The 12928-nt window shown below is 68.6% G+C and carries 11 protein-coding genes; 5 read left to right on the top strand and 6 right to left on the bottom strand.

All coding sequences use genetic code 11. From position 1 onward, the window contains the following. Positions 1–46: 46 nt before the first annotated feature. Genes ASD78_RS06010 through ASD78_RS06000 form a run of 3 tightly spaced genes read right to left on the bottom strand, consistent with a single transcriptional unit; the run spans position 47 to position 2045 of the window. Entirely contained in the window at positions 47–991 is a 945-nt protein-coding gene (locus ASD78_RS06010; protein ID WP_056099136.1) for an aspartate carbamoyltransferase catalytic subunit, read from the bottom strand. Further along, a complete protein-coding gene (ruvX, locus tag ASD78_RS06005; protein WP_056099132.1) occupies positions 988–1482 on the bottom strand; it encodes a Holliday junction resolvase RuvX in 495 nt (164 codons plus the stop codon). Before ruvX ends, ASD78_RS06010 begins: the two co-directional genes overlap by 4 nt. Next, positions 1479–2045 carry a YqgE/AlgH family protein gene (locus ASD78_RS06000; RefSeq protein ID WP_055904021.1) on the bottom strand — a complete coding sequence of 189 codons (567 nt, stop codon included), beginning with the start codon at positions 2043–2045 and terminating at the stop codon, positions 1479–1481. The genes ruvX and ASD78_RS06000 overlap by 4 nt, the downstream gene beginning before the upstream one ends. A 159-nt stretch (positions 2046–2204) precedes the next feature. Here ASD78_RS06000 and ASD78_RS05995 point away from each other — a divergent pair, with 159 nt between their 5' ends. Both ASD78_RS05995 and ASD78_RS05990 read left to right on the top strand, forming a co-directional pair. Continuing rightward, positions 2205–2771: a DNA-3-methyladenine glycosylase I gene (locus ASD78_RS05995; RefSeq protein WP_055903387.1), complete on the top strand. Its 567-nt coding sequence runs from the start codon at positions 2205–2207 to the stop codon at positions 2769–2771. A 240-nt stretch (positions 2772–3011) separates the two neighbouring features. Then, positions 3012–4052, top strand: a complete 1041-nt coding sequence (locus ASD78_RS05990) for a hypothetical protein (RefSeq protein ID WP_235565820.1) — start codon at positions 3012–3014, stop codon at positions 4050–4052. Between the two features lie 142 nt (positions 4053–4194). Here the strand turns inward: ASD78_RS05990 and ASD78_RS05985 are convergent, their stop codons facing one another. The 3 genes from ASD78_RS05985 to ASD78_RS05975 form a co-directional block, all read right to left on the bottom strand. Further along, a complete protein-coding gene (locus ASD78_RS05985) occupies positions 4195–7947 on the bottom strand; it encodes a hypothetical protein (RefSeq protein ID WP_056099128.1) in 3753 nt (1250 codons plus the stop codon). A 276-nt stretch (positions 7948–8223) separates the two neighbouring features. After that, positions 8224–9354 (bottom strand): PilT/PilU family type 4a pilus ATPase, encoded by a 1131-nt coding sequence (locus ASD78_RS05980; protein WP_055903394.1) that lies wholly within the window; start codon positions 9352–9354, stop codon positions 8224–8226. A gap of 117 nt (positions 9355–9471) precedes the next feature. Then, a complete protein-coding gene (locus tag ASD78_RS05975; protein WP_055903397.1) occupies positions 9472–10509 on the bottom strand; it encodes a type IV pilus twitching motility protein PilT in 1038 nt (345 codons plus the stop codon). Between the two features lie 230 nt (positions 10510–10739). Between ASD78_RS05975 and ASD78_RS05970 the strand changes: the two genes are divergently transcribed. The 3 genes from ASD78_RS05970 (at position 10740) to ASD78_RS05960 (ending at position 12917) form a co-directional block, all read left to right on the top strand. Further along, positions 10740–11390: a YggS family pyridoxal phosphate-dependent enzyme gene (locus tag ASD78_RS05970; protein WP_056099895.1), complete on the top strand. Its 651-nt coding sequence runs from the start codon at positions 10740–10742 to the stop codon at positions 11388–11390. 161 nt (positions 11391–11551) lie between these two features. Next, positions 11552–12397 carry a pyrroline-5-carboxylate reductase gene (proC, locus tag ASD78_RS05965; RefSeq protein ID WP_056099125.1) on the top strand — a complete coding sequence of 282 codons (846 nt, stop codon included), beginning with the start codon at positions 11552–11554 and terminating at the stop codon, positions 12395–12397. A gap of 25 nt (positions 12398–12422) precedes the next feature. Further along, positions 12423–12917, top strand: a complete 495-nt coding sequence (locus ASD78_RS05960; RefSeq protein ID WP_056099122.1) for a DUF4426 domain-containing protein — start codon at positions 12423–12425, stop codon at positions 12915–12917. Positions 12918–12928: the final 11 nt, after the last annotated feature.

The raw sequence follows: 12928 nt of genomic DNA, 5'->3' as shown, positions 1-12928 counted from the left end.
CAGTCCTTCCGGCCGCGCAGGGATGGGCGGCGTCTTTAGTGTGGGATCAGCCCTTGAGCAGGGCTTCGAGTACCGCCATGCGCGCGGCGACGCCGTTGGCGACCTGGGTCAGGATCAGCGATTGCGCGCCGTCGGCGACTTCGTCGGTGATCTCGACGCCGCGATTGATCGGGCCCGGATGCATGACCACCGCGTCCGCAGCGGCACGCTTGAGGCGCGCCGCAGTGAGGCCGTAGTCGCGGTGGTAGTCGTCCAGCGACGCCACCAGGCCCTCTTCCATGCGTTCGCGCTGCAGACGCAGCATCATCACCGCATCCACGCCCTCCAGCGCAGCGTCGAAGTCCTGGGAGACCGTGCAGCCGCGCAGCGTGCCGTCGTCGGGCAGCAGCGAGGCCGGGCCGCAGATCCGGATCTCGCCCGTGCCCAGCGCGCGCAGCGCATGCAGGTCCGAACGGGCGACGCGCGAATGGCGCACGTCGCCGACGATCAGCACGCGCAACGCCGAGAAATCGACGCCCTTGGCCTGGCGCAGGGTCAGCATGTCGAGCAGACCCTGGGTCGGATGGGCGCTGCGGCCGTCGCCGGCGTTGACCAGGCTCGTGCCCGGATTGACGTGCTCGGCCAGCGCGGCGACCGCGCCGTCCTCGTGGTGGCGGATCACGAAACCGCGCACGCCCATGGCTTCGAGGTTCTTGAGCGTGTCCAGCGCGGTCTCGCCCTTGCGCGTGGACGAGGTCGAGGCGTCGAAGTTGATGGTGTGCGCGCCCAGGCGCTGGGCCGCGAGCTGGAAGCTCATGCGGGTGCGCGTGGACGGCTCGAAGAACAGCGTGCACACCGCCAGCCCGTCCAGCGCCCGGCGGTCGTAATGGCCTTCGGCGAAGGCCTGGGCGCGGATCAGCAACGCGGTCAGCGCGTCGCGCGACATCCCGTCCAGGGTCAGCAGATGGCGCGGCGGGGAAGCCGGCGTCGGATGCGAAAGCGGAGAATTCATGCGATGGGCAGTTGGTTCAGGTCGGTGGCGTCGTCGGGGGCGGCCAGGTAGCGCTCGACGATCACCGCCGCGGCGACCGCATCCAGCGCCTCGGCGTCGCGCCGGCGCTTGCGGCCTTCGGCGCGGTCGGCGGCGAAACGCTGCGCGGCCTCGATCGAGCTGGAGCGCTCGTCGACGAGCACCACCGGCAATTTGTAGCGTGCGTGCAGCTCGCGCGCGAAGGCGTGGGCGCGGGCGCGGGCGGGCTGATCGCCGCCTTCCAGGGTCATCGGGTCGCCGACGATCAGCCCGTCCGGGCGCCATTCGCCGCGCAGGCGGTCGAGCGCGCTCCAGTCCGGGCCGTGGCCGTGCACATCGACCACCGCCAGTGCGCGCGCGCCATGGCCGAAGGCGCTGCCGACGGCCACGCCGATCCGGCGCGCGCCGACATCGAAGCCCAGGACCGTGCCGTCGCGCCGGATGCCTGTGCGCTGGTCGGCGTCGGCGTTCATGCGTGGCCGGCGTAATCGGCCAGGTGCGCGAAATCGACGCCGATGCGGCCCGCGGCGGCCTGCCAGCGCGCGTCCAGCGGCAGATCGAACAGCAATTCGGCGTCGGCCGGCGCGGTCAGCCAGTCGTTTTCGGTCAGTTCGTGTTCGAGCTGGCCCGAACCCCAGCCGGCGCAGCCCAGCGCGACGATCGCGTTGTCCGGACCTTCGCCGCGCGCCATCGCTTCGAGGATGTCGCGCGAAGTGGTCAGGAACAGCGCATCGGCGATCGCCAGGGTCGAATCCCACTGCATGCCGCCGTCGTGCAGCACGAAACCGCGCTCCGGATGGACCGGACCGCCGGCGAGCACGACCTGCGAGCGCAGCGAATCGTCGCCGCCGTCCACGCCCATCTGGCCGAAGACCTCGCCCAGGGTGTACTCGGACGGGCGGTTGACCACGATGCCCATGGCACCGTCGCCGTCGTGCTGGCAGATCAGAGCGACGCTGCGCGAAAAATTGGTGTCCGACAGCGCGGGCAGCGCGATCAGGAGCTGATTGGCCAGGGGCGTGGGCATCACGGACATGGGGCCCATTCTAACGTGGGCGCCGCGCTCGCGGGTCGCGGCCGATCCGTCGTAGCATGGGGTTTGCCCCTTCGGAACCGCGCCATGCCCCGGTCGCCCCTCCGTGTCCCGGCGCCGGCCGCGGCCGCCGTTTCGCGCCCTCGCGGAAGCTCCTGAACCATGTCCGGCTATTGCGACTACGCCCCGGGCCATCCTCTGCACGGCCCTTACCACGACCGCGAATACGGCTTCCCGCAACGCGCCGAGGCCGAGCTGTTCGAGCGCCTGATCCTGGAGATCAACCAGGCCGGCCTGAGCTGGGAAACCATCCTGCGCAAGCGCGAGGGTTTCCGCCTGGCCTACGACGGTTTCGACGTCGACACCGTGGCGGCCTACGGCGAGCGCGAACGCGAGCGCCTGCTGGCCGACGCCGGCATCATCCGCAACCGGCTCAAGGTCGATGCGGCGATCCACAACGCCCAGGTCGTGCAGACCCTGCGCGCCAGCCATGGCGGTTTCGCGCAGTGGCTGGACGCACACCTGATCCTGGACGACCGCCCGCGCGACAAGGCCGGCTGGGTCAAGCTGTTCAAGAAGACCTTCCGCTTCACCGGCGGCGAGATCACCAACGAATTCCTGATGAGCCTGGGCTACCTGCCCGGCGGCCACCGCGAGACCTGCCCGGTGTACGCCACGCTGGCGAAGCTGCGGCCGCCGCCGCCGTGGATACGGGCGGCGAAGGGCTGAGCGAGCCGGGTTCTGCCCAAGCGCCGAATTGCGGCATTCAAGCACAGCGGTTGTGCCGCCCCGCACAACTGCCCGAAGAAGCAACCGACCGCTGCCAATTGCGCAACCGAACGTCTCTCCTGCTGCGACGACGGCGGGCGAAAATGCCCATCGTTTCCGCCGTCGCGCTCGAACGCATCGGCATCGTTCGGCGCGCGCCGGTTTTATCCGGTGATCGCGTTCTTCTTCAAGGAGCTTCCTGTGAGCAAAACCCTCTACCTCGCCGTCGCCGTTCTATGCACTGCGTTTTACGGACACGCCAACGCAACGAGTTTCGACGACGGGGAACTGTTGTTCGATCAGCCGGGCTGGGACTATTCGCCCAGCGCCATGCTGGACCTGGACGGAAAGGAGAAGGTCTGGTGGTGCGGACATCTCGACGGCCATGACGTCATCAAGTACCGGGAGCGCACGGCGACGGGCCCCTGGAGCCCCGCCCAGGTGGTCCTGCAATCCAATCGCTTCCTGCCCAGTGCGGACCTGCCGTGGGAAGGCATCCACACTTGCGACCCCAGCGTGACCCGCGGAACCTGGAACTACTTCGGAACGACCTACACCTATGCGCTCTACTACACCACGGAGCGCCCCGGAACCGCCGGTCTCGACAATAGGATCGGCGTGGCTTTCTCGAACGACGGAAAGCTTTGGATCAAGCACGAAGCACCCGTGATCGATGAAGGCATTACCGGCACCTATGGCACCGGTCAATCCGTCGCATGGAGCGCAAGCGGCGGCGCCGGCGTTCGCACCACCTACACCTTCGTCGACGGCGCCGGCCTCATTAAGTACTACTACCGAGAGTCTGCCGACGGCGTCAATTTCGGAGCCCGGCGCGAACTGAGCCAAGCAGGCCTCACGCTCAACGGCGTGCCGGGCATCTCGCATGCCAACTCTGCGATCGGATTCGCTCCGGGCGCCTATCAGGACCATTACTTCTACTATCTGGTCAACGTCTGCGAGACCCACAACGATGGCCCGTTCGGGCCCAACCACCCTGAATGGGGAACCGCCAAGGCCGTCTGTGTCTATCGCGCAGAAGGCGAAGATGCGTTCACCGGCACGTGGACGCGGGTACTGGACAGCACCCATGTCAAACCGGTCGAGGTCGAGCCCGGCTTCCTCACCAATCTATACGGCAGTCTGGATGGACAACTGCCCAACATTTCCGTCAACCACGGCTGCAGCGGCAGCGGCGACCCGAACAGCTGGGAGATCTGTTGGTACGAAGGGACGCTACCGTAGGCCGGCAAGCACCTTCGGGCCGATCGAGCGAAGGACACCTCCGCTTTGGTGCGTAGGCGTCCTTGCGGACTTCGCGGCACAACGGCTACGGAATCCAAATCCACCGCAGACGGCGGCGTCCGAGCGGCGCCTCTGCCGGTAGCTACGGAGACGCATTCGGCAACCACAGTTCGATCACGCGCTCCTCGGGCTTGAACGCGCCGGGCAGCTTGAGCAGCTCGATCTCGGTCGTGCCGGCGTACCAGGCCGCGATGTTCGGCGTCAGCCAGTCCTTGAGCGCGGCCGCGCAAGCGCCCTGGTCGTCCATGCGATGCACGACCAGGGTCGGCTGCAGGTAGGACTTGGGCGGATCGGCATTGCGCGCGCGCGCCGAACGCACCACGTTCTCGATCCCGGGCATGGTCGCGGCGGGCTTCAGCTGGGTCCAGGGCAAGGCCGCCGCGCGCTTGCGCGTCGCCTCGTCGTAGACCTGCACGTAAACCACCACTGGATAGGCACCGCAGGCCTGCTGCACGGCCAGTGTCGGCGATGGCCGCGCTGGCTCGACGCTGGCCTGCTTCTCGGCGCCGACCTGCTTCTTGGCGCCGGTTTGTTGCGGCGGTGCGGTGGTCACCCCCGCCGGTAAGTCGGACGCGCTCGGCAAAGCGCCGCCCGGCGCAGCGGCGCCGCGCACCATGGGTCGGCCGGCATCGGTCGCGGCATCGGTCGCGGCTGCGATGGCGCCGAGCGGCACCGCCAACGCGGTCGCCGCGGTGCTGCGCTCCCAATACGGATCGCGCGCAGGCGGATCGCAGACCGCCTCGCACAGCGTGCGATGCGCGCTTTGCACCGCCGGACAGGCCTTGGCCACCGACCGCGACGGCGCCAGGCCGCAACTGGCCTGCACCTTCTTGACCAAGCCGCCGCCGGCACTGACCTGGTCGCGCTCGCGCCGCACTTGCTGATAGACGCCGTTGAGCAGCGCCTGCAGATCCTCGTCGATATCGGCGTTTTCCTCGCCGGCCGGCGCCAGGGCACCGGCGCTGGCCCAGGACGGCAGCTTTTGACGCAGTTCCTTGAGGCGCACGCCGGAGGCGGTCGCCTCCTGCCGGCGTTGTTCGGAGAATTTGTCGAACGCGGTCCAGGCCGGCACCAGCAGGGTCGCGACCAGGCCCGCGCCGAGGCCTGCGCTGATCGCCGCGGCCTTGGTCTCCGGCCGCCAGAATGCCTTGACCGCTTCGTCGGCCTGCGCCGTGGACGGACGCAGGCGGCGCAGCGAGGGCAGCGCGTCCTGCGGCTCGACCGGTGCCGACCATCCCGGCAGTTGCTCCAGCCAACCCGGCTTCAGGGCGCGGCCGAAGTCCTCGCCGAGCCGGTGGTAACTCTCCCACTGCGCCTCGTCGAAGAACTGGTCCGCGGTCGGCTGCTGCGGGAATTCGGGATTGCGGCGCGCGTAGGCCAGCACATCGCTGTCGAGCGCGAAATGCAGGTTCGGCTTCACCACCAGCAAGGTGCCCTGCTTGCTGCGGCCTTGCCGGTCGGGACGATAGCGGATGCGCGCCAGCATCACCCCGCGCGCGGTGTAGTTGTCGTGCAGCTTCTCCGGCGCCAGCACGCAGATGTGCTCGTCCTGCATCAGCGGCAGGTGGCAGGCGCTGTCCTCGGTGTAGAACTCGATCTCGGCGCCGAAGTCGATGCGCGCCTTGCGGATCAGGTTCTCCAGATCGGCGTACTCGTAGTGGGGGTCGGCGCCGCAATCGGCCAGCACGATGAAATCGAGCTGGCGCCGCAGCAGCGAGTGCACGCCGGTGTTGTCGAAGTGACCGCCGTCGGACAGGTACCAGGCGCGCGCGGCGGCGCCGTCGAACGACGCCAGGGCTTCCGAAACCAGGCGCCCGAACTTGGAATTGCGACAGCTGCGCGCCAGCGCCAGCGTCCATTTGCCGGGGCCGTGAGTGCGCGCCGGCCCGACCCCGGCCATCGGCGGATCGAGCTGGGCGTTGCCGCGGCCGGTATCGAACCAATATCCAAGACGCGCCCCGACCAGGAACAGCAGCATCGCCCAACCCGTGGTGGTGTTGGAGCCCGCGCCCGGCGAAGCCGCGGCGCCGGAGATCGCGATCCAGCGGCCGAGCTTGTCCAGCCGCTGCGGCGTGATCTGGGCGCGTTCGCCGTCGCGGCCGACCTCCAGACCGAACGCGCTCGCCACCAACGGCACGCCCTTGCGGTCGGCGTTGTAGAGCTTGCTGCTGGCGCCGCGGGTCTGGTTGAGGCAGGTGTTGACCAGATGCAGCGGGCCGCCGCGAAGGTCGGGCCGGTACTGCGCCATGGCGACATCGTCGTCGTCCACGGTCTCGACGATGTTCGACACTTCTTCCGGACTGGCGCGCCGCGCGCCGAGCACGGCCTCGCCCGGGAACCGGCGCCGGCTGCCCACCGCCAGGTAGGCACGGGTGAGACGCGAGCGATAGAAACCGTGCAGCGAAGTGGTGTTGACGGTTTCGGTGTGCAGGCCGGTGCCGATGAACCAGACCAGCAGCCCCAGCATCAGCCAACCCACGCGTTGCAGGGTCGACTGCTGCATCGCCCAGATGCGCCAGCCGGACTCGCCGGCGTGATCGCCGAACACCCACCACTGCACCACGGTCACCCACAGCACCAGCAAGACCAGGGTCGCGCCCAAGCCGAGCACGTTGATCAGCAAGGGCATCAGGCCGGGGCGCGGCCCCTCGTCGCTCGACAGCAGGCGCTGGATCGGCTCGCCGAACGCGCGGACCACGATCACCAGCAGGCTGCCCAGACCGACGCTGCCGTACACCCAGAGCGCGCCGGACTCCAGCGTCTTGAGCAGGCTCCAGCTGGCCCAATCGAGCAGGCCCGCGAACGCCGGCAGCAGGGCGGCGATATTGATCCAGCGCAGATGCGCGGTCAGTCGATCGCGTTCGCGCGCGTTGACCGTGTCGCGATCCTCGCGCGCACGCGCGATCCGCAGCCATAGCCACAAGCCGTAGGCGGCGATACTGACCAGCGCCACGCAGGCGAGGAACTTGCCCGAGTAGCCGGGCAGCGGCACCGCGGCGCTGGGCAGACTCAGATACAGCAGCACCGCCAAGGCGGCCGGGCCCAGCACCATGGCCATGTCCCAAAGCCGGAAACGCGCGCGCTCGCTGAGCACGGCCGCGTTCTTCGGCGCCACATCGCGCAACGCCCAGTAGGCCATCAGATTGCCCGGCGCCAACGACAGCCAGACCAACGCCGTCAGAGGCCACCACGCGCTGCGCCACGCACTCCAGTCCTGCGGCGAAAGCAGCGAAGTGTGGCTCTGGACCATGTGCGGCAGGACCACGATCGCGCCGATCGCGATCGCCAGCAGCGCGAATTCCAGGTGCACCGCCAAGCCGGCGCGCAGATAGGTGGCGATGGCGACGCCGTAGTCGCGCGCACCGCGCGGAACCAGGTAGCGGCCGTAGCGGCGCAGCCAGCCCAGCAGTAGGGTATCGCTGCGACGCAGCAGTTCCTGCGCCTGGGCCACGCCGACGGACGCGATCAACCGCCCCAGCGCCGCGCCCGCGTAACCGCCGCCGGAGACCGTGGACAGGTAGTCGAAGCGCGGCAACAGACCGTTCTGGGCCAGGCCGCGGATCAGGCCCAGGCAGAAGGTCGCGCTACGAACGCCGCCGCCGGACAAGGCCAGGCCGATGGTGCTGGTCGGACCGCTTTCGGGGCCGGCGACACCGGCGACTGCGCGACGGGCGTCGATCGCGGCGCGCTCGGCGGCGTCGATCGCCGCGGCCATCGCGTCCGCGTTCGCATCGGCGTTCGCGTGTTGCGGACCCGTGCCGCGCTCATGCGCACCGGCAGGCGTGGGCGTGCGGTCCGGGCCGGACGCTGCGGGTCCGTGATCGGTGCTGGTCATGCGACATGCTCCGTGTCGTTGGCTACATCCCTGCTAGCGGCTAACGATACAGATGCGCGCGACAGGACACGGCGCCGGCCGTCGGGCGGGCCGACGCGCCCGGCGATGCCGATGGAACCGGAGGCGCGTGGGCCCGTTGCACCGAGATTTGCGCCGAGATTGCGCCGAGATCTAGGACTCTCGCGGCACCGATCGCCCGGCGCCTGCGTAACGCCCAAACGGCAAGAAGCCCGGACCAGCCGGGCTTCTTGTTGCGACGGAAACCGCGGCGCGGCGTCAGCGCACTTCCGCGACCTCGACGCCGTCCAGGCCCTGGGCCAGGGTGCGCGCGTCGCCGCCCTGGGCGAGTTTGATGCGCAGACGCACTTCGTTCTGCGAGTCGGCGTAGCGCAGCGCGTCTTCGTAGCTGATCTCGCCGGCCTGATAGAGCTCGAACAGGGCCTGGTCGAAGGTCTTCATGCCCAGGTTGGTCGACTCCTTCATCACTTCCTTGAGCTTGTGGATCTCGCCTTCGCGGATGTAATCCTGGATCAGCGGCGTGCCCAGCAGGATTTCCATCGCCACCCGGCGGCCCTTGCCGTCCGGAGTCGGGATCAGCTGCTGCGCGACCACGCCCTTGAGGTTCAGCGACAGGTCCATCAGCAACTGGCCGCGGCGGTCCTCGGGGAAGAAGTTGATGATGCGGTCCATCGCCTGGTTGGCGTTGTTGGCGTGCAGGGTGCACAGCACCAGGTGACCGGTTTCGGCGAAGGCGATCGCGTGGTCCATGCCCTCGCGGGTACGCACCTCGCCGATCATGATCACGTCCGGCGCCTGGCGCAGGGTGTTCTTGAGCGCGGCGTCCCAGCTGTCGGTGTCGATGCCGACTTCGCGCTGGGTGATGATGCAGCCCTCGTGCTTGTGCACGAACTCGATCGGGTCCTCGATCGTGATGATGTGGCCGGTCGAGTTCAGGTTGCGGTAGCCGATCATCGCCGCCAGCGAGGTCGACTTACCGGTACCGGTCGCGCCGACGAAGATGATGATGCCGCGCTTGGTCATCGCCAGCGTCTTGATGATCGGCGGCAGGTTCAGCTCTTCGACGGTCGGGATCTTGGTCTCGATGCGGCGCAGGACCATGCCGACCTGGTTGCGCTGGTAGAAGCAGCTGACGCGGAAGCGGCCGACGCCGGTCACGCCGATGGCGAAGTTGCACTCGTGGGTCTTCTCGAACTCCTCGCGCTGCTGAGGGTTCATGACGTTGAGCACGAGATCGCGGCTCTGTTGCGGGGTCAGCGGATTCTGGGTGATCGGCGAGATCTTGCCGTGGACCTTCATCGACGGCGGCATGCCGGCGGTGATGAACAGGTCCGACGCCTTCTGGTGCGCCATCAGCTTGAGGAACGAGGTGAAGTCGATGGTGCTCATGGGGCTGCCTCCTCGGGAGGTCTGAAACTTGAAAGACGATGCCGTGCCGCTGCGGTTGAGGGGTCGGCGCCGGCACTGTGCCAGCAACCGACCGCAGGCAACCGGGACCTGCTTCACTTAGTCGAACAGACGCTTGTCCTTGGCGTACTCGCGGGCCTGCGGGCGCAGGATCATGCCGCGCTTCACCAGGTCCTGCAGGTGCTGGTCCAGGGTCATCATGCCGTGGTTCTGGCCTGTCTGGATCGCCGAATACATCTGCGCGACCTTGTCCTCGCGGATCAGGTTACGCACCGCCGGGATGCCGACCATGATCTCCCAGGCCGCGGTACGGCCGCCGCCGACCTTCTTCAGCAGCGCCTGCGAGATCACCGCGCGCAGCGATTCCGACAGCATCGAACGCACCATCGGCTTTTCGCCGGCCGGGAACACGTCGATGATGCGGTCCACCGTCTTGGCCGCGGACGAGGTATGCAGGGTGCCGAACACCAAGTGGCCGGTTTCGGCCGCGGTCAGCGCCAGGCGGATGGTTTCGAGATCGCGCAACTCGCCGACCAGGATGTAGTCCGGGTCTTCGCGCAAGGCCGAACGCAGGGCCTCGTTGAAGCCGTGGGTGTCGCGGTGGACTTCGCGCTGGTTGATCAGGCACTTCTGCGAGGTGTGCACGAACTCGATCGGATCCTCGACCGAGAGGATGTGCGCGTACTCGTTCTTGTTGATGTGGTCGATCATCGCCGCGAGCGTGGTCGACTTGCCCGAACCGGTCGGTCCGGTCACCAGGATCAGGCCCTGCGGCTGCTCGATCAGTTCCTTGAAGATGCGCGGGCAGCCCAGGTCTTCCAGGCTCAGCACTTCCGAAGGAATGGTACGGAACACCGCACCGGCGCCGCGGTTCTGGTTGAACGCGTTGACGCGGAAACGGGCCAGGCCGGGAATCTCGAACGAGAAGTCGACCTCGAGGAATTCTTCGTAGTCGCGACGCTGCTTGTCCGACATGATGTCGTAGACCAGCGAATGGACCTGTTTGTGATCCAGTGCCGGAATATTGATGCGTCGCACGTCGCCGTCGACGCGGATCATCGGCGGCAGGCCGGCCGACAGGTGCAAGTCGGATGCCTTGTTCTTGACCGAAAACGCCAACAGTTCGGCGATATCCATGCGTGCTCCCCCGCACTGCAACAGAACTTCAGATGGAAACTTCAGACGAAACGTATCGTAGCTACAGCGGAAACGCTAAAACGCGAACGAGCGACGAATGTGGCCAACCGCAAGTAGCGGGAAGCGTCCCCTGCGAGGCAGTATAGCCCCGTACCCGCATTGCCGAACCAGCCCTCTTTCACAGGATTCCCTACGTGCGCGCGCACGCCCTGCACGGCATCTTGCACCAGTTGGATAACGCCGCGAGCCTTGCGCAGCGGCCAGTACCGCAGTTGTTGGCGGTGAGCAAGACCCAGGATGCGACCGCCGTCGCGGAACTGGCGGCGGCCGGCCAGCGCGCCTTCGGCGAGAACTATGTTCAGGAAGCGGCGGCCAAAACCGCGGCCCTGGCCGGCCTGGAACTGCAGTGGCACCTGATCGGCCATCTGCAGTCGAACAAGGCCGAGCAGGCCGCGCACTTGTTCGACTGGGTGCAGACCGTGGACCGGCCCAAGCTGGTCGCTGCGCTGGCGCGCCACCGGGACCCGGCACGCGCGCCCTTGCAGGTGCTGATCCAGGTCAACATCGACGACGAGGCCAGCAAGCACGGCTGCCGCCCCGAAGACGTGCCGGCGCTGGCGGCGGCGATCGCGGCCGAACCGCGCCTGCGGCTGCGCGGGCTGATGGTGATCCCGACCCCGCACGAGGACCCGGAGCGGCGCCGGCCCGCGTTCCGCCGCAGCGCTGCGCTGTTCCAGGCCCTGCGCAGCGCCGATCCCGGCGTCGATACCCTGTCGATGGGCATGAGCGACGACTACGCCATCGCGATAGCGGAAGGCGCGACCATGGTCCGGATCGGCACCGCGTTGTTCGGGGCCAGGCCGCCGAAAGCATCGGCATGAGCGGGCAGCGGATCGGCGAGCGCCGCCTGCGCTGCATCGGCGATCCACACTTCGAAACCTGCGCCCGCGACTTGGCTTGTCTCGACTGAGAGCGACGGGTTAGCGCGGGAGCGCGGCCGCCTCGGTATGCTGGCGTTCCGATACCGTGCGCCGCCGCCCTCATGTCCGTAGCCGATACCGCCCTATCCCCGCTCAGCCCGGTCGCCTTCATCGGCGGCGGCAACATGGCGCGCAGCCTGATCGGCGGCCTGGTCGCGCGCGGCGGCGACGCCGACGCGATCCGCGTCGCCGAGCCGGTGGAGGTGCTGCGCGAAGCGCTGCAGCGCGACTTCGGCGTACGCAGCTACGGCAACGCCGCCGAGGCCGCGGACGGTGCCAGCGTGTGGCTGCTCGCGGTCAAACCGCAGGTGATGCGCAGCGTCTGCGCGGCGCTGGCGCCGCTGGCGCAGGCGCAGCGGCCGCTGGTGATCTCGATCGCGGCCGGCATCACCGCCGGCCAGCTCGAGCATTGGCTGGGCGGCGGACAGGCGGTGGTGCGGGCGATGCCGAATACGCCGGCCCTGCTCGGCGCCGGCATCACCGGGCTGTACGCCAACGCCGTCACCGGCGCGCCGCAACGCGCGCGCGCCGCGGCGCTGCTGGACGCGGTCGGGCCGACGGTGTGGATCGAACAGGAAGCGCAGATGGACGCAGTCACCGCGGTGTCCGGCAGCGGCCCGGCCTATGTGTTCCTGCTGGCCGAGGCGATGCAGGCCGCGGGCGTGAGCCAGGGCCTGACCCCGGACGCCGCACGCGCCCTGGTCAACCAGACCCTGCTCGGCGCGGCGACCATGCTGACCCGCAGCGACGAAGCCGCGCAGGTGCTGCGCGCGCGCGTGACCTCGCCCGGCGGCACCACCCAGGCCGCGATCGAAACCTTCGAGATGGGCGGCTTCCGCGCCCTGGTCGAGGCCGCGATCAAGGCCGCCACCGAACGCGGCCGCGAGCTCTCCGCCGCCAACGATTGATCTCCCGACCACCGGAACCGCCGCCATGCGCACGACTCTCGCCCTCTGCCTGCTCACTCTCGCGCTGCTGAGTGCTTGCGGCCGCGAGGCTGCGGTGCCCACCGGCTCCGGCAGCGTCGGCGCCGCGCCGCAGGAGGCGACCGCGCGCAGCGGCGACGTCACCGTGCACGCCAGCGTCCTGCAGACGTCGGCGCTGTCGCCGGCGGTCGCGCAGCAGTACGGGATCGTGCGCGACGACGCGGTGGTGATGCTGCTGGTGGCGGTGCGGCGCGGTCCCGACGGCCAGGACGTCGCGGTTCCGGCGCGCGTCAGCGCCACCGCGACCGACCTGCGCGGCCAACGCCATACCCTGGAACTGCGCGAGCTGCGTACCGGCGAAGCCGGCAGCGCGCAGTTGCTGGACTACATCGGCACGGTCGACATCGCCTTGCCCGATACCATGCGATTCGACGTGACGGTGGTGCCGGAAAGCGGCGTCGGCACCAATCTGCAGTTCAGCCGCGAGTTCTATCCGCGCTGAGCGTCGGCGAA

Source organism: Lysobacter sp. Root667 (assembly GCF_001427715.1).
Lineage (GTDB): Bacteria > Pseudomonadota > Gammaproteobacteria > Xanthomonadales > Xanthomonadaceae > Lysobacter.
The sequence above is the reverse complement of the archived record's forward strand: the minus strand, read 5'-3'. Positions and strand labels throughout refer to the sequence as shown.